This window comes from Stenotrophomonas sp. YJH_SMC_133 (assembly GCF_059370655.1).
Genome location: NZ_JCAFTW010000004.1, coordinates 75,874 through 94,201, shown reverse-complemented (window position 1 = coordinate 94,201; position 18,328 = coordinate 75,874). Strand labels below are relative to the sequence as shown.

Genomic DNA, 18,328 nt, shown 5'->3' with positions numbered 1-18,328 from the left:
CGAGATGGGTGCTGTGAATAATGCCAAGCATCTTTCGCACCCCGTGGGATTGTCGTCATGACTGTTGCAGCGCCCCGTATCCGCATGCTGATCGATGGCCAGTTCGTTGAATCGGCCACCTCCCACTGGCAGGACGTGATCAATCCGGCCACCCAGGACGTGCTGGCCAAGGTGCCGTTCGCCACCACCGGCGAAGTGGACGCCGCCGTCGCCGCCGCCAAGGAAGCCTTCAGGACCTGGCGCAAGACCCCGATCGGTACCCGCGCGCGCATCTTCCTGAAGTACCAGCAGCTGATCCGCGAGAACATGAGCGAGCTGGCCCACATCCTCACCGCCGAACAGGGCAAGACCCTGCCGGACGCCGAAGGTGATGTGTTCCGTGGCCTGGAAGTGGTCGAGCACGCTGCCGCCATCGGCAACCTGCAGCTGGGCGAGCTGGCCAACAACGTGGCCAATGGCGTGGACACCTACACGATCATGCAGCCGCTGGGCGTGTGCGCTGGCATCACCCCGTTCAACTTCCCGGCGATGATCCCGCTGTGGATGTTCCCGATGGCGATTGCAACGGGCAACACCTTCATCCTCAAGCCGTCCGAGCAGGACCCGATGGTCACCATGCGCCTGGTCGAGCTTGCCCTGGAAGCCGGCATTCCGAAGGGCGTTCTGAACGTCGTCCACGGCGGCGAGGAAGTGGTCAACGCGATCTGCGACCACCCGGACATCAAGGCCGTGTCGTTCGTCGGTTCCACCCGCGTCGGCACCCACGTCTACAATCGTGCCTCGCTGGCCGGCAAGCGCGTGCAGTGCATGATGGGCGCCAAGAACCACGCCGTGGTGCTGCCGGACGCCAACAAGGAACAGACCCTCAACGCGATGGTCGGTGCCGCCTTTGGTGCTGCGGGCCAGCGCTGCATGGCCGCTTCCACCCTGGTGCTGGTCGGTGAGGCGCGCAACTGGGTGCAGGACCTGGTCGAAAAGGCCAAGACGTTGAAGGTCAGCGCCGGCACCGTGTCCGGTACCGACGTCGGCCCGGTCATTTCCTGCAGCGCCCGCGAGCGCGTGGAAGGCCTGATCGCCTCGGGCGTGGAGCAGGGCGCCAAGCTGGTGCTGGATGGCCGCAAGCCGCAGGTCGATGGTTTCGAGAAGGGCAACTTCGTCGGCCCGACCATCTTTGCCGGTGTCACCACCGACATGCGCATCTACCAGGAAGAAATCTTCGGGCCGGTGCTGGTCATCCTCGAAGCAGAAACGCTGGAAGACGCCATCGCGATGGTCAACAGCAACCCGAACGGCAACGGCACCGCACTGTTCACCCAGTCCGGCGCGGCCGCGCGCAAGTTCCAGGAAGACATCGACGTCGGCCAGGTCGGCATCAACGTGCCGATCCCGGTGCCGGTGCCGCTGTTCTCGTTCACCGGTTCGCGCGCCTCCAAGCTGGGTGACCTGGGCCCGTACGGCAAGCAGGTGGTGCTGTTCTACACCCAGACCAAGACGGTCACCGCGCGCTGGTTCGATGACGAGACGCTGAGCCACGGCGTCAACACCACGATCAGCCTGAAGTAACGGCAGGAGCAGCCATGAGCCACTCGATGACGACGGAACTGGAAGAAGCGCAGCAGGCGTACCGCGAGGCGGCGCGCGACTTCGCACAGGCCGAACTGGCGCCGCACGCCGCGCGATGGGATGCGGAGGGCATCTTTCCGCGCGAGGCGATCGCCAAGGCCGGTGAACTGGGCTTCTGCGGCCTGTACATGGACCCGGAAGTGGGCGGCAGCGGCCTGAGCCGACTGGACGCCGCCGTCGTCATCGAGGAGCTCGCCAACGTCGATCCGTCGACCGCGGCTTACATCAGCATCCACAACATGGCCTCGTGGATGGTGTCCAGGTGGGGCCAGCCGGCCCTGCGCGATGCGTGGGGCACCGATTTGTCCTCGGGCCTCAAGCTGGCCTCGTACTGCCTGACCGAACCGGGTGCGGGTTCCGATGCGGCGTCGCTGAAGACCACCGCCGTGCGCGATGGCGACTTCTATGTGCTGAATGGCTCCAAGGCCTTCATTTCCGGCGCCGGTGCCACCGAGCTGCTGGTGGTGATGGCGCGCACCGGTGGTGCCGGTGCCGGCGGTGTCAGCGCCATTGCGGTGCCGTCGGACCTGCCGGGCATCAGCTTCGGCCGCAAGGAAGAGAAGATGGGCTGGAACAGCCAGCCCACCCGTGGCATCACCTTCGAAAACGTCCGCGTGCCGGTCAGCCACCTTCTGGGAGAGGAAGGCGGCGGCTTCAAGCTGGCGATGAAGGGTCTGGACGGCGGCCGCATCAACATCGCCGCCTGCTCGCTGGGTGCCGCGCAGGGTGCGCTGGATGCCGCGCGCCGCTACATGGGCGAGCGCCGCCAGTTCGGCAAGGCGCTGGCCGAGTTCCAGGCGCTGCAGTTCAAGCTGGCCGACATGGTCACCCAGCTGGTCGCCGCCCGGCAGATGGTGCACACCGCCGCGCGCAAGCTCGATGCCGGTGCCAGCGACGCCAACGTGTGGTGCGCGATGGCCAAGCGCTTCGCCACCGATGCCGGCTTCAACGTCTGCAACGAAGCGCTGCAGATCCACGGCGGCTACGGCTACATCCGCGAATACCCGATCGAGCGCCTGCTGCGTGACTGCCGCGTGCACCAGATCCTGGAAGGCACCAACGAGATCATGCGGGTGATCGTTGCCCGTCACCTGCTCAACACCGAAGAGGAACTGCGATGAAGGATTGGCGTACCCAGGAGCACGTGGGCCTGAAGGTGGAGGTCGATGGCCACACCGCCGTGGTCACCCTGAACAACCCGCCGGCGCACACCTGGACCGTGCACAGCCTGTCGGCGCTGCGCGACCTGGTGGGCGCGCTCAACGCAGACCGCGACATCTACGCGCTGGTGATCACCGGTGACGGCGAGAAGTTCTTCTCCGCCGGTGCCGACCTCAACCAGTTCGCCTCCGGCGACAAGGCCGCTGCACGCGAGGCCGCGCGCCGCTTCGGTGAAGCCTTCGAAGCGCTGTCCGGTTTCCGTGGCGTGTCGATCGCCGCGATCAACGGCTACGCCATGGGCGGTGGCCTGGAATGCGCACTGGCCTGCGACCTGCGCGTCATTGAAGACCACGCCCAGGTCGCGCTGCCGGAGGCCACCGTCGGCCTGCTGCCGTGTGCCGGTGGCACCCAGAACCTGCCGCGCCTGGTCGGCGAGGGCTGGGCCAAGCGCATGATCCTGCTGGGCGAGCGCATCAATGCCGAGACCGCACTGCGCATTGGCCTGGCCGAAGAAAAGGTCGGCAAGGGCGAAGCCAAGGCACTGGCCCTGGAATGGGCGAAGAAGGCCGGCAAGCAGAGCCCGACCAGCATCGCCGCCTGCAAGACCCTGGTGCAGTCCACCCGCACCGGCACCCACGCCTCGGCGCTGGTGGCCGAGCGTGAAGCCTTCGTCGACCTGTTCGACACCGCCGACCAGGTCGAGGGCGTGACCGCCTTCCTGGAAAAGCGCACCGCGCAGTGGAAGAACGCATGAGCACCGACACCGTTGCCGACGACGCACCGGTGCTGTTCGAGGAGCGCGTGGCCGGCAACGGCGCGCGCATCGGCATCGCCACGCTCAATGCGCCGCGTACGCTCAATGGTTTCTCGCTGCCGATGGCGCACCTGCTGCTGAAGCAGCTGAATGCCTGGGCCGATGACGACGGCATCGCCATGGTGGTGCTGCAGGGTGCCGGTGAGAAGGCGTTCTGCGCCGGCGGCGACCTGCACAGCCTGTACAAGAGCATGGTCGCCTTCCGCGAGGCCGGCTGCAGCGACATCCGCGAGAACGACTACGCCGCCGAGTTCTTCGACGTTGAATACCGCGTCGATCATCTCATCCACACCTACGCCAAGCCGATCCTGTGCTGGGGCCATGGCATCGTGATGGGCGGCGGCATCGGCCTGATGTCCGGCGCCAGCCACCGCGTGGTCAGCGAGCGCTCCAAGCTGGCCTTCCCGGAAATCACCGTTGGCCTGTTCCCCGATGTGGGTGGCAGCTGGCTGCTGCCGCGCGTACCGGGCAAGGGCGGCCTGTTCCTGGCGCTGACCGGCGCGCTGCTCAACCCGGGCGACGCTATCTACGCCGGCCTGGCCGACGTGCACGTGGCAGAAGAATGCCGCAGCGCGGTGTTCGATGCGCTGCTGCAGGTGGCCTGGTCGGGCGATGCCGCACACAACCACGAACGCCTGACCCATCTGCTGCAGTCGCACGCCAGCGACGCCGCCACCGGCCCGTTGCTGGCCAATGCGGCGCAGGTCGAGGCGCTGTGCGAAGGCGATGACCTGCAGGCCATCGTGGCGCGCATTGCCGGCCTGCAGACCGACGACGCCTGGTTGCAGGCCGCACAGAAGACTCTCGCCGCCGGTGCACCCGGTTCGGCACGGTTGGCGTACGAACTGCAGCGCCGCAGTGCCGGCCAGGATCTGGCCGCGATCTATCGCCTGGAGTACATCGTCGCGCTGCATTGCGCCGCCCACGGTGATTTCGCCGAAGGCATCCGCGCGTTGCTGATCGACAAGGACCGCAATCCGCAGTGGAACCCGGCCACCCTGGCTGAGGCCACCGGCGCGTGGGCCGATACCTTCTTCGCTTCCCCCTGGGCCGATGCCGCGCATCCGCTGGCCGACCTGGGCACTCCCCTTGTTGAAAGGAGCCTTGCATGAGCCGCATTGCATTCATCGGGTTGGGCAACATGGGTGGCCCGATGGCCGCCAATCTGGTCAAGAACGGCCACAGCGTGCGCGTGTTCGATCTGGTCCCGGCCGCGGTGCAGGCCGCCGTTGACGCCGGTGCCAGCGCTGCGTCGTCGGCACGCGACACCCTGGCCGATGCCGAAGTGGTGATCTCGATGCTGCCGGCCAGCCGCCACGTCGAAGGCGTGTATCTGGGCGATGACGGCATCCTCGCCGCGATTCCGGCCGGTGCGCTGGTCATCGACTGCAGCACGATCGCCCCGGCCAGCGCGCGCAAGGTCTCGGAAGCGGCCGCCGCGCGTGGCCTGCAGATGATCGACGCACCGGTGTCCGGCGGTACCGCCGGTGCCCAGGCCGGCACCCTGACCTTCATCGTCGGTGGCGAAGAGGACGCGCTGGAACGCGCCCGTCCGGTGCTGCAGGCGATGGGCAAGAACATCTTCCACGTCGGTGCCAGCGGCGCCGGCCAGGTGGCCAAGCTGTGCAACAACATGGCGCTGGGCGTGATCATGGCCGTCACCGGTGAAGCCATCGCCCTGGGCGTGGCGCACGGTCTGGACCCGAAGGTGCTGTCGCAGATGATGGCGGTCAGCACCGGCCGCAGCTGGGCCACCGAAGTGTGCAACCCGTGGCCGGGCGTGCTGGAAAACGCGCCGGCCTCGCGCGGCTACAGCGGCGGTTTCGGCAGCGATCTGATGCTGAAGGACATGGGCCTGGCGGTGGAAGCGGCGATGAGTGTCGGTGCCTCGATTCCGCTGGGCGAAGTGGCCCGCAACCTGTACTCGATGAACCACCAGGCCGGCCGCGGCAAGCTGGATTTCTCCAGCGTCGTGCAGCTCATCACCAGCGAAAAATGACCTGGTAGTGCCGGCCGCTGGCCGGCAACCTCATGCCCCCCTGTGGGACAACGAAGGTGGGATGGGCGGATGTTCGGTTTCGACCGGCATCCGCCCATTTTTTTGCTCTTTACGTTGGTAGTGCCGGCCGCTGGCCGGCAGCACCCCATCAGGCAACGATCAGCGTCACGTCGATGTTGCCGCGGGTGGCGTTGGAGTACGGGCACACGATGTGCGCCTTCTGCACCAGTTCTTCCACCTGCTCGCGCGGCACGCCCGGCACGTTGATGGTCAGCTCGGCTTCGATGCCGAAGCCGGTCGGGATCTGGCCGATGCCCACTTTGCCGGTCACGGTGGTGTCGGCCGGCAGCGCGACCTTGGCCTGGCCGGCCACGAACTTCAGCGCGCCCAGGAAGCAGGCCGAGTAGCCGGCGGCGAACAGCTGTTCCGGGTTGGTGCCCGGGCCACCGGCGCCGCCCAGCTCGCGCGGGGTCGACAGCTGGATGTCCAGCACGTTGTCGGAGGAGACGGAACGGCCTTCACGGCCGCCGGTGGAGGTGGCCTGGGCGGTGTACAGAACCTTTTCGATGGACATCGGGATGCTCCTGGTCGGTGGGTGGGTGGTGCGTTGGAGCCTACTTTGCCCGCTTTCCGGGTACGTTGGGTTGCAGGGCGTACGAAAAACTTGATCGATCGTCCTGCTGGCCTAGATCGTCCACTCGCGGTCGGTGGTGAACATGATGGTCAACCAGCGGTCCGGCGAGGCCTCGCCCAGCGCGTCGCCGATCTCGTCGCGCAGCTGGTCCCATTCCACCAGCGGCCGCGGCGGATCGTTTTCCGGCACCACGAAGAACAGCTCGATCTGCTCGCCTCGCCCCACCTGCGCCACATAGCTGCGGTGCTCGACGAAGCCATGCTTGGCCACGATCGCGCGTGCCACGGCATCCACGTGCGCCTGCAGCTCCGGCGGGGTGACCAGCAGGATGCCGGCCAGCGCCCGGCGCACGGTGCCGAGCGGGGCGATCATCACCAGCACGCAGACGAAGGCAAGGATGGCCGGGTCGATGTACGGCCCGACCCAGGCCCAGGACGTGCCCTGCACCAGCACGCCGCCGAGGAAGGCCAGCAGGTAGCAGGCCGACATGCTGGCCGCGATCACCCAGTTCTTCGCATCCAGTGCGATGAACTCCGAGCCGATGCGGCGGTTGGCGCGCAGGATGAACCAGGCCAGTGCGCCTTCGCCGACGATGGACAGCCCGGCGAAGGCGATGGCCGGGCCCAGCGCAATGTGGCGGCCCCCGGACATCAGTGCATCCACCGCATTGACCAGGGCATACAGTGCCGCACCGATCATCAGCGTGCCGCTGACCCCCAGCACGATCGGCTCAAGGTGCCAGAAACCCATGGTGAAGCGCTGGTTGAGCCTCGACTGCAACGCATCGGTCTGGGTGGACAGCGCGATCAGGCGTGCCACCAGCAGCGACAGCCAGGTCATGACCACATCGATCAGGCCGTAGATGCCGTCGAAGATGATCAGCGAGGAATTGGCCAGCAGGCCGAATACCACTGCGGCGGCGGCCAGCAGCAGCGAGGCGGCGATCGACAGGCGCAGCACGCCCTGTTCGGTGGCGGGGTCGAAGAACTGCGGGCGGTGGGTGGCCATGGCCCGATTGTAGAGCGGCGGCATGCTTCGCTGCCTTCCGCTGTCCGGCATCGTCGCAGAACGTCGAGGACATCGCCGAGACGCCCAGCGAGCGTGACCGCGAATGCGTCGCCCAGGGCGTGGCCAACATGGTCATCGATTCCTCGGCCGCATGCTGGATATGCAGCGCTACGATGCCGGTGACACGCAGGTCTACCGCGTGCGTGGGCAGGTGTTCCTTGCCTCGGCCGGCCATCTGGGTGCGGTGTTCGATTACCAGCACGTGACGCCGAAGGTACAGATTGATCTGCGCGACGCCCACCTGTGAGACCTGACCGCCTGAGGCGGCAGTGCTTCAAGAAGCAGACCGCCTATGGATGGCGGGTACTGACCACTTAGGGAAAGCTCCGGACGGACTTATCTGTCGTCAAAGCGTCGACGCGATCAAACCGGATCGACTACACCGCGAGGCCGACTACCTCGAAGCGTGGGCACGCGCCCGGGCGCAAGACCTCACATTTGCGACAATCCTCGACGCACCTCAACCAACGCCCCCGTCGGCCTCAAACCGACGAGGGGTGAGCAAGGCAATGGCACTCGCAGGCCCGTGGGCCCGCTCTCTTACGCCATCATGGCCCGCGGGCCGTGCTGCTGGGTCTGCTGGTCGATCTTCTGCTGCTCGCGCTGCTGATCGCTCACCTGCAATGCCCGCTCGCTGTTTTCCTGCACGCTCTGGCGCATCGCGTCCGCCGTCGATACCGGCGCGGTATTGCGGTTCAACGCGCTTTCGTCGTGCAGTGCATTGGCCTGCACCGCGCGCGCCATCGAGCCATCCTGGTTCAGCTCAACGCGATCAACCCGGTACAGGCCGGCACGTGCAGCTTCCACGGTAAGCGCAGCGGCCAGCTTCTCGCTGTGCTCGCCGGAGGGCAGGCCACGCGCTTCCTCGGCGAACTTCACCTGCACCAGGGTCTCGGTGTACAGCCAGTTCTGCGGGCTGCGCGGGTCGGACATCGGGTACACCGTCTCGCGCGCAGGCTCGGCCGCGGCCTGCTGTTCCGGGGTGCTGCCCTGTGCCTGCGCACGCTGCTGCACTTCATTGGCCAGCGCCTGGCGGGTTTCCGCATCGGCAATGCCGGTCGCGGGCAGGCCATGCTGCTGCTGGAAAGCGTTGATCGCATGGCGGCTGCCACCGCCCAGATAGCCATCGCTGCCGATGGCCTGGCCCTTGGCGTCGGTCAGCCCCAGCGCGGCCAGGTTGCCCTGGAGTTCGCGCGCGTCGCGGTCGATCGCGGCCAGCGTGGCTGGCCCGGCCTTGCCGTCCACCGGGTCCAGGTTGTGTGCGCGCTGGAAGTCTTCCACCGCCTTGCGGGTGGTGGCATCGAAGCGCCGGTCCGGATTCAGCGTCTGCTGGCCGCCAGCACTGGCATAGCCCAGCGTGACCAGATTGCTCTCCAGCTTCAGCACGGCACGGCCGCTGGACCCTTCCTTCAACGTCTGCGAACCGGCCTGCTGGCGCGGTGCGCCGATCTGGTCCAGCGCCACCTTGATGTCCGCATCGTTGTGCTCACCGGCGGGCGAGTAGTCGCGGCTGCTGACCTTGGCATGGGCGCGGTCCATTGCGTCCTTGTTGTTGGCGTAGGCATTTTCGTAGCGCACGGCGATGTCGCCGGCCTTGGGCGCGTCGAAGTACTGGTAGGTCTCGCGGATCTGCCCGGCCTTCGCGCGCAGCGCCTCGTAGTCACCGCCTTCTTCCAGCACCTTCTGCAGCTTGGGCAGCTGGCTGGGCAACTGGTTGGCGGTCTTGGCGATCAGGCTGATCGCTTCGAAGCGGTTTTCCTCGGCGATGCCGCTGCCGTGTGCGTCCACCATCGCCATGCCGATCCGGGTGGCGTTGCGCACCTGCGGGTAGTCGATGTTCGCGTGGATCCACTGCTTGCCCTCGGCCGAACCGGCCCAGGCGTTGATGCTGTCGCGCGTGTTGGTATCGATGAACTGGATCGAGCTGCGCCCGCTCAGGCCATTGCCGTGGCTGAGCAGGTCGCGGCGCAGGTCGGCGTGGTCCTGGGTGAAGGGCAGGTTGTGCGCCTTGGCATAGGTGCTGGCCTGATCGATCACGGCGTCGACATAGGTCGTCTCGCCCGCCTTCAGTGCGTGGCCGTCGATGGCGCCCAGCGCCCACTCGCCGCGCTGGCCGAAGTCGACCTGGATCGCGCCCAGGCTGTAACCGCTGTTCTGCGCGACTTTGTTCACCGTGCCCCAGTGCGGTTCGGTCACGCCCTGGGTGATGCCGGCGATGGCCAGATGGTAGGAGGCGGGACCCCCTTCGGTACCACGGCCGACGGCGAAATACACGGCGCCGGAGGTGGCATCGAGATCATGGGTATCGATGTTGGTTGGCATGTCTTACATCCTTGTGCAGTCAGAGGGTTTGCCCCTCAAGGGTCAGTCCAGCAGCTGCAGATACTTCTGCAGCTGGTCGGCACGCGCGCTCAGGCGCATCACATCGTTCAGCTCGCCCTGCAGGTTGCCGGGCTGCGAATCGTCGTACAGCGCGGTATCCAGTTCGCTATCGCGGCTGCGCGACTGCAGCCACGCGCGCTGGGCATTCACCAGCTTGGTCTTCTTTGCGCCACTCAGCTTTGCCTGCAGCTGGCGGTAGGCCTGGTTCAGGCGCTGGTCCTGGCGTGCGCTTTCCGAGGTCAGGCAGGCGGCCTGCTCGATCGCACCCTGTGCCTTGTCACGGCAGGTGGTGAAGGTCGGGCTCAGCCCGGTGGCAGCCGGTGCTGCGGTTGCCGTGCCGATGGCCAGTACGGCGACCGCCAGCGCGGTGGCGAGGGTCCTGCTCAAACGCTTGTGCTGCATCATCTGCTCCACACGTCCAATCCATTGCGAGCGACGGACTATAACGGCGTCAATATTTCGTCGTCGTCAACGAATCGCGACAACTGTGACCGGTTGCCCGTCATTGTGGGTTGGCGCCGCCCGGCCTGCGGACGGCCCTCGGGCCCGGGCGCCGCAGCACTATCCGGGCGCCAGCCGCCGCCATTCAGCCGAGCGGTGTAAACTATTGATCTCACTGGCAATGCCAGTCTCCACGATCAACACCCCGATGACGTCCGCCACCGCCCGTTACGCTGATTCCCTGCGCCTGTCCGTTGCCCCGATGATGGACTGGACCGACCGCCATTGCCGCGTGTTCCATCGCGTGCTGGCGCCGGGTGCACGCCTGTACACGGAGATGGTGCACGCCAACGCGGTCATCCACGGCGACCGCGAGCGCCTGCTCGGCTTCGACCGCAGCGAACAGCCGCTGGCGCTGCAGCTGGGCGGCAGCGATCCGGCCCTGCTGGCGCAGGCTGCGCGCATTGCCGCCGAGTGGGGATACGACGAGGTCAACCTCAACTGCGGCTGCCCGTCCGACCGCGTGCAGGCCGGGCGTTTCGGCGCCTGCCTGATGCGCGAGCCGGTACTGGTGGCCGAGTGCGTGGCGGCCATGGTCGATGCGGTCGACATCCCGGTAACGGTGAAGTGCCGCCTGGGCGTGGACGAGGACAACGACTACGACGTGTTTGCCAGCTTCGTCGACCGCCAGGTCGCCGCTGGTGCGGCGATGGTGGTGGTGCATGCGCGCAACGCGTGGCTGAAGGGCCTGTCGCCGAAGGAGAACCGCGAGGTTCCGCCGCTGAAGTACGACTGGGCCTACCGCCTGAAGCAGGAGCGCCCGGCACTGCCGGTGGTGATCAACGGTGGCCTGGCCAGCATCGAGGCGGTACAGGCGCAGGCCGCGCACGTCGATGGCGTGATGCTGGGCCGGGCGGCCTATCACGACCCCTATCTGCTGCATCAGCTGGAGGCGCTGCACACCGGCGCCCCGCTACAGGCACGCGGTGACCTGCTGCGCGCGATGCGCCCCTACATCGAGGCGCGGCTGGGCGAAGGCCTGGCGCTGAAGCACATCACCCGCCACCTGCTCGGCCTGTTCCATGGCCAGCCCGGTGGTCGCGCATTTCGCCAGGTGCTGAGCGAGGGCGCACACCGCCCGGGCGCCGGCTGGAGCCTGATCGAACAGGCCTTGGCGGTCACCGAACGCGAAGCTGATCGCACCGCAGCGTGACGTCGGTCACAGTCCTGACTTGACAAGGGGCGGCGATTCGTCCCGAATGTTCACCTAGATGAACGACGCGAGCGCAGGGCCGGAAAAGTTCAGACCGGATTCACTGCCCCAAACCAAGAATTTGCAAAGGATTTGTAAAGCGCCGGGTCCCGAACCCGGCTCCCGGATTTACGACTTTTGAACGAATCGCCGTGCTCGGCTAGGATCGCATCGATGTCTTCCGCTCCCTTCCATCGCCGCATTGCCCTGGCCACCTGCGTGGTGCTGGCGGCTGCGCCGCTGTCTTCGGCGCTGGCGCAACAGCCGCCGCGTGGCGATCAGGGGCGCGCGGAGATGATGGAGCGGGGCGAGCGCGGTGGCCGTGGCGACGAGCGCTCGCTGTCCGATGCCGTGCGCCGCGTGCAGCGCACCACCGGCGGCCACATCCTTGGCGCCGAGCGCGTGCCGTTCGATGGGCGTGACATCAACCGGGTGAAGTACATGGACGATCGGGGCCGGGTCCGCTACATGGACGACCCCGCACCGTCGCGTTCACAGCCGCGCACGCCGCGGTCGGATATGTCATCACTACGCGGCGATAACCCCTGAACAGGGATAGTTGTCGCTATCAACCCGTACCCCACAGGCCTCCGGGCCACACCCAGGACACTAGGGAGAGTTCATGCGTATCCTTCTGGTCGAAGACGAAGCCCCGCTGCGTGAGACCCTGGCAGCCCGGCTCAAGCGCGAAGGCTTTGCCGTCGATGCTGCGCAGGACGGCGAGGAAGGCCTCTACATGGGGCGCGAAGTTCCGTTCGATGTCGGCATCATCGACCTCGGCCTGCCCAAGATGTCGGGCATGGAGCTGATCAAGGCCCTGCGTGACGAAGGCAAGAAGTTCCCGGTGCTGATCCTGACCGCGCGTTCGAGCTGGCAGGACAAGGTCGAAGGCCTGAAGCAGGGCGCCGACGACTACCTGGTCAAGCCGTTCCACGTCGAAGAGCTGCTGGCCCGCGTCAACGCGCTGCTGCGCCGCGCCGCCGGCTGGAGCAAGCCGACCCTGGAATGCGGCCCGGTCGCTCTGGACCTGGCTGCGCAGACCGTCAGCGTGGCCGGCAGCAATGTCGACCTGACCAGCTACGAATACAAGGTGCTGGAGTACCTGATGATGCACGCCGGTGAACTGGTCTCCAAGGCCGACCTCACCGAGCACATCTACCAGCAGGACTTCGACCGCGACTCGAACGTGCTGGAGGTCTTCATCGGCCGCCTGCGCAAGAAGCTGGACCCGGATGGCGAACTGAAGCCGATCGAGACCGTGCGCGGTCGCGGCTACCGTTTCGCGATTCCGCGCAACGAGGGCTGAGCCGGCTCAGCCTGGCGAGACCATGATGTCCGGCCGTCTGTGGTTCTTCCGACGCTGGCGGCCGCGCTCCCTGCAGGCGCGCCAGATGCTTGCCGCGTCCGTGGGTCTGGTCGCGTTCCTGGCCCTGGCCGGTTACGCGCTCGACGCCGCCTTCGCCGATACGGCGAAGGCGAACCTGCGTGAGCGCCTGAAGAACTACGCCACCGCCTACGCGGCCGGCATCGACTTCACCCGCGACCGCTCGCTGTACATCCGCGAGCAGCCGCCGGATTCGCGCTTCGACGTGCCGGGCAGTGGCCTGTACCTGCAGGTGGTGATGCCGCACGGCAAGGGCAATTCGATGTCCGCCGAAGGCCCGATGCTGCCCACCGTCGGCGGCGGCCTGCTGGCGCCGCGCCAGGAAGTGTTCGAAGGCCCGCTGCCGATGATCCAGATCGACGGCAGCCAGGGCTCGGTGTACCGCTATGGCCTGGGCCTGGTGTGGGATGCCGACGCCGACCCGGCCACCGAATTCCCGTACACCATCTATGTGATGGAAGACTCGCGCGCGCTGGGCGCGCAGCTGCGCGTGTTCCGCGGCCGTGTCTGGTTCTACCTGGGCGGCATCGGCCTGATCCTGCTGCTGCTGCAGACCGTCATCCTGCAGTGGAGCCTGCGTCCGCTGCGTCGGGTGATCACCGAGCTGACCAAAGTGCAGCGCGGCGAGACCGAGCGCATGAGCGAGCGCCACCCGCGCGAGCTGGAACCGCTGACCGACAGCATCAACGCCTTCATTGAAAGCGAGCGCGAGAACCTCGAGCGCCAGCGCAACACCCTGGCCGACCTGGCACACAGCCTGAAGACGCCCATTGCGGTGCTGCGCACGCAGATGGACAGCGGCGCGGGCGATGGCGCGCTGCGCGAGGAGCTGGACGTGCAGCTGCAGCGCATGAACAACCTGGTTTCGTACCAGCTGGCACGTGCTGCGTCGTCGGGCCACAAGCTGTTCTCCGCGCCGCTGCCGATCGAGTCCAACGCTGAGGAAATCGTACGTGGCCTGGAGAAGGTCTACGCCTCCAAGGGCGTGCTGTGCGAGTTCGACATCGATCCGGCCGCACGCTTCCACGGCGAACCGGGCGATCTGCAGGAACTGCTTGGCAACCTGCTGGAAAACGCCTTCAAGTGGGCCAACCGCCGCGTGTTGCTGACCGCGCAGCCGCTGCCGGCACCGAACGCGCGCCGCGCTGGCCTGCTGCTGGCGGTGGACGACGATGGCCCGGGTATCGCCCCGGACGACATCGGCAAGGTGCTGCAGCGTGGCGTGCGTGGCGACGAGCGCGTGCAGGGCCACGGCATCGGCCTGTCGATCGTGCAGGACCTGATCAAGGATTACCGCGGCGAACTGGCCGTCGGCCGTTCCAGCGAATTGGGCGGCGCCCGTTTCGAAGTGCGTTTGCCGCCGGGGCCGTAAACCTTCGCAATCGGTAGTGCTGGCCGCTGGCCGGCAACTTCATGATCTTCGGTGGCATTACCGGGTTGCCGGCCAGCGGCCGGCACTACCGTGTTTCGATCTTCGGCGGCTCGCCATGGAACCGCCGCAGCTGCGCGTTCCCGTCCGCCGGGCGTCGCCTGACGTAATGACGCGTGCGTAATCCGGTAGTGCCGGCCGCTGGCCGGCACCCTCATGCTCTTCGGTGGCATTACCAGGTCGCCGGCCAGCGGCCGGCACTACCGTGTTTCGATCGTCGGCGGTTCGCCGTGGAACCGCCGCAGCTGCGCGTTCCCGTCCGCCGGGCGTCGCCTGACGCAATAACGCGTGCGTAATCCGGTAGTGCCGGCCGCTGGCCGGCACCCTCATGATCTTCGGTGGCATTGCCAGGTTGCCGGCCAGCGGCCGGCACTACCGCGTTTCGATCTTTGGCGGCTCGCCGTAGAACCGCCGCAGCTGCGCGGCGACCTCCGGCAACGCCTGCTGCAGCAGATCCGGTGCCGAGAAGTGATACTCGCTGGCCACCGCGAAGAACTCTTCCGGCGCCTCGGCCGCGTACGGGTCGATCAACGTCTCCTCGCCGGCATCCACCTGCGCGCAGAAGGCGTCGTAGGAACGCTGGAAGGTGGCTGCCCACTCGCGCTGCCACTCGCGCGGCAGTGGCGGCGTGCCGTCCATCGCGCCATCCAGCGCATCCAGCTTGTGCACCATCTCGTGCACCGCCACGCAGTAGCCCTCGTGCGGCGTCGCCAGGTCGGCCTGCACATCGGCCCACGACAGGATCAACGGACCGCTGTCCCACGACTCGCCAATCAGTTCGTCATCCCACTCATGCAGTACGCCGGCCGCATCCATGTGGCTGCGATGTACGCGGAATGCATCGGGGTAGACGATCAGCTGCGACCAGCCTTCCAGACCCACCTCGCCGAACTCCAGCAGCGGCAGGCAGCACAGTGCCGCCAGCAGCACGCCATCGCCGGCATGCAGCTGCAGCTCGCCGATCGGGGTAATGGTCTTCTCGTGCAGGAAGCGCGTGGCCAGGAGGCGCAGGCGTGCGCGGCGATCATCGTCCAGACCGTGCAGCCAGGCCGCACGGCGGCAGGCCTCATCCCAAAGTGCATCGTCGATCGGCCGCGGCGCAGACCGCAGCCACTGCAGCAACGACTTGATCAGCGGAACATTCCCGGCAGGTAGCTGTGCCACTTCGGTGCGCGGATGCGCTGCAGCACGTCGTCATCGCTGCCACCGCCGCCCGTGCTGGTGCTGGCTGCCGGGCGGACCGGTGCCGGCTTGGTGGTGGCGGTCGAAGCGGTCGCGGTCGGTGCACGCTGCGAGGCGGCATCACCGTTGGAGGACACGCAGGCGCCGCGGCTGTCGTCCAGCGCTGCCGTCGCAGACGCCGCGAAGGGCATCGTCAGCAGGATCAGGCAATGGGCATAACGGCGCATTGACGACATCCACGTTAAGGGAAGGTGAGTTCCCGATTCTAGCCCGAACCCGGCGCCCCGTTGGAAGCCCCCGCGGAACCCAGCGTGGCGGGCGCCGCTGGCGGCTTTCCCGCATAATTCCTTCCTGACTTCGTGGAAGCTGCCGTGGACGACCGCCAATTGCTGGCCAAACTCGCTGCCGGTCGCCTCTCCGGCGACGCCCTGGCCCGTGAGCTGGGCCAGACCCGGGCGGCCATTTGGAAGCGTATTCAAGGACTTAGAGCCGCCGGTGTAGACATCGAGGGGCGTGCAGGTGAGGGCTATGGCCTGACCCGCCCGGTCGACCTGCTGGACCCGGCCGCGATCCGCGCCGGCCTGCCCGGCGACGCCCAGGCGCTGCTGCACGACCTCCAGGTGGCCTGGACGGTGGACTCGACCAATGCCGAATTGCTGCGGTGCAGCGCGCCCCAGCGCGGGGTGAGCGTGCTGCTGGCCGAACGCCAGACCGGTGGCCGCGGCCGTCGCGGCCGTACGTGGGCGTCGCCGCTGGCCGCGCATATCTACCTGTCGGTGCTGCGGCTGTTTTCCGGTGGCCTCGGTCGCCTGGCCGGGCTGAGCCTGGTGGCCGGCATCGCCGTGGCCGAAGCGCTGCACGACCTGGGCTACACCCAGGCGCAGCTGAAGTGGCCGAATGACCTGATCGTCGATGGCAAGCGCAAGCTGGTCGGCCTGCTCGCAGAAGGCGGTGGCGAATACGCCGGCCCGGCGCGCGCGGTGATCGGCATCGGCATCAACACGCACATGCCGCCGTCGTTCGCCGAGCAGATCACCCAGCCGTGGGTGGACCTGGACACGCTGGCCGGCAAGCCGGTGGACCGCAACGTGGTGGTTGCTGCCGTGCTGGCGCGCCTGCTGCCGGCACTGGAAGAATTCGATCGCGAAGGCCTCGCTCCCTTCCTGCCGCGCTACGCCGCGTTCGACATGCTGGCCGGTCGCGAAGTACGGGTGGAACTGGAAGGACAGTGGCAGCGTGGCACCGCACTCGGCCTGGCTGATGACGGCGCCTTGCGCGTGCGCATCGATGGCCGTGAGCGCCTGCTGCACGCCGGCGAAGTCAGCGTGAGGGCGGCATGAGCGATTGGTTGTTCGACCTCGGCAACTCGCGCTTCAAGTTCGCGCCGTTGCAGGGTGACCGTGCCGGTGACGTGCAGGCCTGGGCGCATGGCGCCGAAGGCATGGCCGGACAGCCGCCGCACAGCCTGCCCAGCGGCACCACCGCGTTCGTGGCCAGCGTGGCCGCACCGTCGCTGACCAGCGCGATGCTGGACCAGCTGCAGCGTCGCTTCGAGCACGTGCACGTGGTGCGTACCAGCGCCGAATGCGCCGGTGTGCGCATTGCCTATGCCAAGCCCGAAAAATTCGGTGTGGACCGCTTCCTGGCCCTGCTGGCCGCGGCCAAGGCGCAGCGCCCGGTGCTGGTGGTCGGCGTGGGTACCGCACTCACGATTGATCTGCTCGACGCCGACGGCCAGCACCACGGTGGCCGCATTTCCGCATCGCCCACCACCATGCGCGAAGCACTGCATGCCCGCGCGGTGCAGTTGCCGGCTACCGGCGGTGACTACAGCGAATTCGCCAACGACACCGCCGACGCGCTCGCCTCCGGCTGCGATGGTGCGGCCGTGGCACTGATCGAACGCAGCGCACAGCAGGCGCACACGCTGCTGGGCGTGGCACCGTCGCTGCTGGTGCATGGTGGCGGCGCACCGGCGCTGATGCCGTTGCTGCCTGGCGCCGACTACCACCCCTCGCTGGTGCTGGATGGCCTCGCCCGCTGGGCGGTGCACCAGCCCGCAGGCTAGTATCCGCGCATGCTGACCCGTGCCCTGATCGTCGTACTGGCCATCCTCAATCTTGGCGTCGCCTGCTGGTGGCTGCTGCGCGATGCGCCGCAGAAGCCTGCGCCGCCGCCGCAACCCGCCGGCGTGGCCGAGCTGCGCTGGGTGCCCGGTGGGGTGGATGCCGCTGCGGCCGCCGAAGCCACGGCCGCCGCGCCGACCGCGCCGTTGATGGAGCGCGAACCGGCGGAGAAGACGGCCGTGGCTGTAACGCCGGCGCCCGCCGCCCCGGCCAAGCCGGAGATTGCCAAGCCGCAGGCGGCTGAGGCTACGCCGGTTGCGGCCGCTGCCAAGCCGGTAGCACCGTCTGCACACGTTCCGGCACCGGAGAAACCCGCAACCCCGCCCGCGGCCGCCGAGCCGCCGCGCTGCGTTGCGCTGGGCCCGTTCGCCGACCGCGCCGCCGCTACCAGTGCGCAGGGCAAGGCCAGCACGCTGCTCAGCCAGGTGCGCCTGCGCGAACAGCCCGCTGCCAGCGGTAGTGCCCGTTACCGGGTGATGCTGCCGGCCGCCGCCAACCGCGAAGAAGCCCAGGCCACCGTGAAACGCATCGTCGCCGCTGGCCTGAGCGACTACTACATCATCAGCCAAGGCGAGGAGGCCAATGCCGTGGCGCTGGGCCAGTACCGCAACCGCGAAGGCGCCGAGCGGCGCATGGCGGCGGTGCAGGCCGCCGGCTTCCAGCCGCGCCTTGTCGCCAGCGGCGACGCCGGCCAGTGGTGGCTGGAAGGGCAGCTGGCGGCAGGCACGCAACCCGCCCAGGCCCAACAGCGCAGCGGGGCGACACAGAGCCGGTCGCTGGAATGCGCAAGGTTGCGCTAGAATCCCCTGACCGCGGCGCTGCCGCCGGTGAAC

19 protein-coding genes are annotated in these 18,328 nt (G+C 67.6%); 13 read left to right on the top strand and 6 right to left on the bottom strand.

Features of this window, described 5'->3' with window-relative positions; genetic code table 11:
* Positions 1-57: 57 nt before the first annotated feature.
* From AC5P78_RS07010 to mmsB, 5 genes are read left to right on the top strand one after another with little or no spacing between them, the layout of a single operon-like run.
* The gene (locus AC5P78_RS07010) at positions 58-1,563 is read left to right on the top strand and encodes a CoA-acylating methylmalonate-semialdehyde dehydrogenase (protein WP_111198446.1); all 1,506 of its coding nucleotides are present in this window, start codon (positions 58-60) and stop codon (positions 1,561-1,563) included.
* A gap of 14 nt (positions 1,564-1,577) precedes the next feature.
* Entirely contained in the window at positions 1,578-2,744 is a 1,167-nt protein-coding gene (locus AC5P78_RS07005; protein ID WP_060380143.1) for an acyl-CoA dehydrogenase family protein, read from the top strand.
* Positions 2,741-3,538 (top strand): enoyl-CoA hydratase, encoded by a 798-nt coding sequence (locus tag AC5P78_RS07000; RefSeq protein WP_065183731.1) that lies wholly within the window; start codon positions 2,741-2,743, stop codon positions 3,536-3,538. The genes AC5P78_RS07005 and AC5P78_RS07000 overlap by 4 nt, the downstream gene beginning before the upstream one ends.
* The gene (locus AC5P78_RS06995; RefSeq protein ID WP_065183732.1) at positions 3,535-4,710 is read left to right on the top strand and encodes an enoyl-CoA hydratase/isomerase family protein; all 1,176 of its coding nucleotides are present in this window, start codon (positions 3,535-3,537) and stop codon (positions 4,708-4,710) included. The genes AC5P78_RS07000 and AC5P78_RS06995 overlap by 4 nt, the downstream gene beginning before the upstream one ends.
* Positions 4,707-5,597 (top strand): 3-hydroxyisobutyrate dehydrogenase, encoded by an 891-nt coding sequence (gene mmsB / locus AC5P78_RS06990; protein WP_005407687.1) that lies wholly within the window; start codon positions 4,707-4,709, stop codon positions 5,595-5,597. The genes AC5P78_RS06995 and mmsB overlap by 4 nt, the downstream gene beginning before the upstream one ends.
* A 148-nt stretch (positions 5,598-5,745) precedes the next feature.
* Here mmsB and AC5P78_RS06985 read toward each other — a convergent pair whose 3' ends face one another.
* Together AC5P78_RS06985 and AC5P78_RS06980 are read right to left on the bottom strand one after the other, a co-directional pair.
* On the bottom strand, positions 5,746-6,171 hold the full coding sequence (locus AC5P78_RS06985; protein WP_004153735.1) for an organic hydroperoxide resistance protein: 426 nt from the start codon (positions 6,169-6,171) through the stop codon (positions 5,746-5,748).
* A gap of 111 nt (positions 6,172-6,282) precedes the next feature.
* Positions 6,283-7,263 carry a cation diffusion facilitator family transporter gene (locus tag AC5P78_RS06980; RefSeq protein ID WP_005407688.1) on the bottom strand — a complete coding sequence of 327 codons (981 nt, stop codon included), beginning with the start codon at positions 7,261-7,263 and terminating at the stop codon, positions 6,283-6,285.
* Positions 7,264-7,390: 127 nt separating this feature from the next.
* Here AC5P78_RS06980 and AC5P78_RS06975 point away from each other — a divergent pair, with 127 nt between their 5' ends.
* On the top strand, positions 7,391-7,546 hold the full coding sequence (locus AC5P78_RS06975; protein WP_231110311.1) for a sulfate transporter: 156 nt from the start codon (positions 7,391-7,393) through the stop codon (positions 7,544-7,546).
* Between the two features lie 293 nt (positions 7,547-7,839).
* Here the strand turns inward: AC5P78_RS06975 and AC5P78_RS06970 are convergent, their stop codons facing one another.
* Both AC5P78_RS06970 and AC5P78_RS06965 read right to left on the bottom strand, forming a co-directional pair.
* Positions 7,840-9,621 carry a peptidoglycan-binding domain-containing protein gene (locus AC5P78_RS06970; RefSeq protein WP_060380139.1) on the bottom strand — a complete coding sequence of 594 codons (1,782 nt, stop codon included), beginning with the start codon at positions 9,619-9,621 and terminating at the stop codon, positions 7,840-7,842.
* 42 nt (positions 9,622-9,663) lie between these two features.
* The gene (locus tag AC5P78_RS06965) at positions 9,664-10,083 is read right to left on the bottom strand and encodes a lysozyme inhibitor LprI family protein (RefSeq protein WP_005407691.1); all 420 of its coding nucleotides are present in this window, start codon (positions 10,081-10,083) and stop codon (positions 9,664-9,666) included.
* Between the two features lie 220 nt (positions 10,084-10,303).
* Between AC5P78_RS06965 and dusA the strand changes: the two genes are divergently transcribed.
* The 4 genes from dusA (at position 10,304) to AC5P78_RS06945 (ending at position 14,130) form a co-directional block, all read left to right on the top strand.
* Positions 10,304-11,335, top strand: coding sequence for a tRNA dihydrouridine(20/20a) synthase DusA (gene dusA, locus AC5P78_RS06960; RefSeq protein ID WP_099497407.1), 1,032 nt, complete (start codon positions 10,304-10,306; stop codon positions 11,333-11,335).
* Positions 11,336-11,548: 213 nt separating this feature from the next.
* Positions 11,549-11,923, top strand: coding sequence for a hypothetical protein (locus AC5P78_RS06955; protein ID WP_005407693.1), 375 nt, complete (start codon positions 11,549-11,551; stop codon positions 11,921-11,923).
* Positions 11,924-11,996: 73 nt separating this feature from the next.
* On the top strand, positions 11,997-12,680 hold the full coding sequence (locus AC5P78_RS06950) for a response regulator transcription factor (RefSeq protein ID WP_004136763.1): 684 nt from the start codon (positions 11,997-11,999) through the stop codon (positions 12,678-12,680).
* Positions 12,681-12,705: 25 nt separating this feature from the next.
* Positions 12,706-14,130, top strand: coding sequence for an ATP-binding protein (locus AC5P78_RS06945; RefSeq protein ID WP_032953760.1), 1,425 nt, complete (start codon positions 12,706-12,708; stop codon positions 14,128-14,130).
* 429 nt (positions 14,131-14,559) lie between these two features.
* Here the strand turns inward: AC5P78_RS06945 and AC5P78_RS06940 are convergent, their stop codons facing one another.
* Together AC5P78_RS06940 and AC5P78_RS06935 are read right to left on the bottom strand one after the other, a co-directional pair.
* Positions 14,560-15,351 (bottom strand): M90 family metallopeptidase, encoded by a 792-nt coding sequence (locus tag AC5P78_RS06940; protein WP_099470490.1) that lies wholly within the window; start codon positions 15,349-15,351, stop codon positions 14,560-14,562.
* The gene (locus AC5P78_RS06935; protein ID WP_044569378.1) at positions 15,318-15,596 is read right to left on the bottom strand and encodes a hypothetical protein; all 279 of its coding nucleotides are present in this window, start codon (positions 15,594-15,596) and stop codon (positions 15,318-15,320) included. Before AC5P78_RS06935 ends, AC5P78_RS06940 begins: the two co-directional genes overlap by 34 nt.
* 144 nt (positions 15,597-15,740) lie before the next feature.
* On the opposite strand from AC5P78_RS06935, the gene birA reads away from it, so the two are divergent.
* From birA to AC5P78_RS06920, 3 genes are read left to right on the top strand one after another with little or no spacing between them, the layout of a single operon-like run.
* Positions 15,741-16,709, top strand: a complete 969-nt coding sequence (gene birA, locus AC5P78_RS06930; protein ID WP_012478821.1) for a bifunctional biotin--[acetyl-CoA-carboxylase] ligase/biotin operon repressor BirA — start codon at positions 15,741-15,743, stop codon at positions 16,707-16,709.
* Positions 16,706-17,437, top strand: a complete 732-nt coding sequence (locus AC5P78_RS06925; protein ID WP_005407698.1) for a type III pantothenate kinase — start codon at positions 16,706-16,708, stop codon at positions 17,435-17,437. Before birA ends, AC5P78_RS06925 begins: the two co-directional genes overlap by 4 nt.
* A gap of 9 nt (positions 17,438-17,446) precedes the next feature.
* Positions 17,447-18,295 carry an SPOR domain-containing protein gene (locus tag AC5P78_RS06920; protein ID WP_012478822.1) on the top strand — a complete coding sequence of 283 codons (849 nt, stop codon included), beginning with the start codon at positions 17,447-17,449 and terminating at the stop codon, positions 18,293-18,295.
* Positions 18,296-18,328: the final 33 nt, after the last annotated feature.

What these genes read in the sequence shown, in the direction of transcription:
- mmsB (WP_005407687.1), top strand. Translation starts at nt 4,707, where the DNA reads ATGAGCCGCATTGCATTCATCGGGTTGGGCAACATGGGTGGCCCGATG.
- dusA (WP_099497407.1), top strand. Translation starts at nt 10,304, where the DNA reads ATGCCAGTCTCCACGATCAACACCCCGATGACGTCCGCCACCGCCCGT.
- AC5P78_RS07000 (WP_065183731.1), top strand. Translation starts at nt 2,741, where the DNA reads ATGAAGGATTGGCGTACCCAGGAGCACGTGGGCCTGAAGGTGGAGGTC.
- AC5P78_RS06935 (WP_044569378.1), bottom strand. Translation starts at nt 15,596, where the DNA reads ATGCGCCGTTATGCCCATTGCCTGATCCTGCTGACGATGCCCTTCGCG.
- AC5P78_RS06975 (WP_231110311.1), top strand. Translation starts at nt 7,391, where the DNA reads ATGCTGGATATGCAGCGCTACGATGCCGGTGACACGCAGGTCTACCGC.
- AC5P78_RS06970 (WP_060380139.1), bottom strand. Translation starts at nt 9,621, where the DNA reads ATGCCAACCAACATCGATACCCATGATCTCGATGCCACCTCCGGCGCC.
- AC5P78_RS06955 (WP_005407693.1), top strand. Translation starts at nt 11,549, where the DNA reads ATGTCTTCCGCTCCCTTCCATCGCCGCATTGCCCTGGCCACCTGCGTG.
- AC5P78_RS07010 (WP_111198446.1), top strand. Translation starts at nt 58, where the DNA reads ATGACTGTTGCAGCGCCCCGTATCCGCATGCTGATCGATGGCCAGTTC.
- AC5P78_RS06920 (WP_012478822.1), top strand. Translation starts at nt 17,447, where the DNA reads ATGCTGACCCGTGCCCTGATCGTCGTACTGGCCATCCTCAATCTTGGC.
- AC5P78_RS06925 (WP_005407698.1), top strand. Translation starts at nt 16,706, where the DNA reads ATGAGCGATTGGTTGTTCGACCTCGGCAACTCGCGCTTCAAGTTCGCG.
- AC5P78_RS07005 (WP_060380143.1), top strand. Translation starts at nt 1,578, where the DNA reads ATGAGCCACTCGATGACGACGGAACTGGAAGAAGCGCAGCAGGCGTAC.
- AC5P78_RS06950 (WP_004136763.1), top strand. Translation starts at nt 11,997, where the DNA reads ATGCGTATCCTTCTGGTCGAAGACGAAGCCCCGCTGCGTGAGACCCTG.
- AC5P78_RS06980 (WP_005407688.1), bottom strand. Translation starts at nt 7,263, where the DNA reads ATGCCGCCGCTCTACAATCGGGCCATGGCCACCCACCGCCCGCAGTTC.
- AC5P78_RS06945 (WP_032953760.1), top strand. Translation starts at nt 12,706, where the DNA reads ATGTCCGGCCGTCTGTGGTTCTTCCGACGCTGGCGGCCGCGCTCCCTG.
- AC5P78_RS06995 (WP_065183732.1), top strand. Translation starts at nt 3,535, where the DNA reads ATGAGCACCGACACCGTTGCCGACGACGCACCGGTGCTGTTCGAGGAG.
- AC5P78_RS06965 (WP_005407691.1), bottom strand. Translation starts at nt 10,083, where the DNA reads ATGCAGCACAAGCGTTTGAGCAGGACCCTCGCCACCGCGCTGGCGGTC.
- AC5P78_RS06985 (WP_004153735.1), bottom strand. Translation starts at nt 6,171, where the DNA reads ATGTCCATCGAAAAGGTTCTGTACACCGCCCAGGCCACCTCCACCGGC.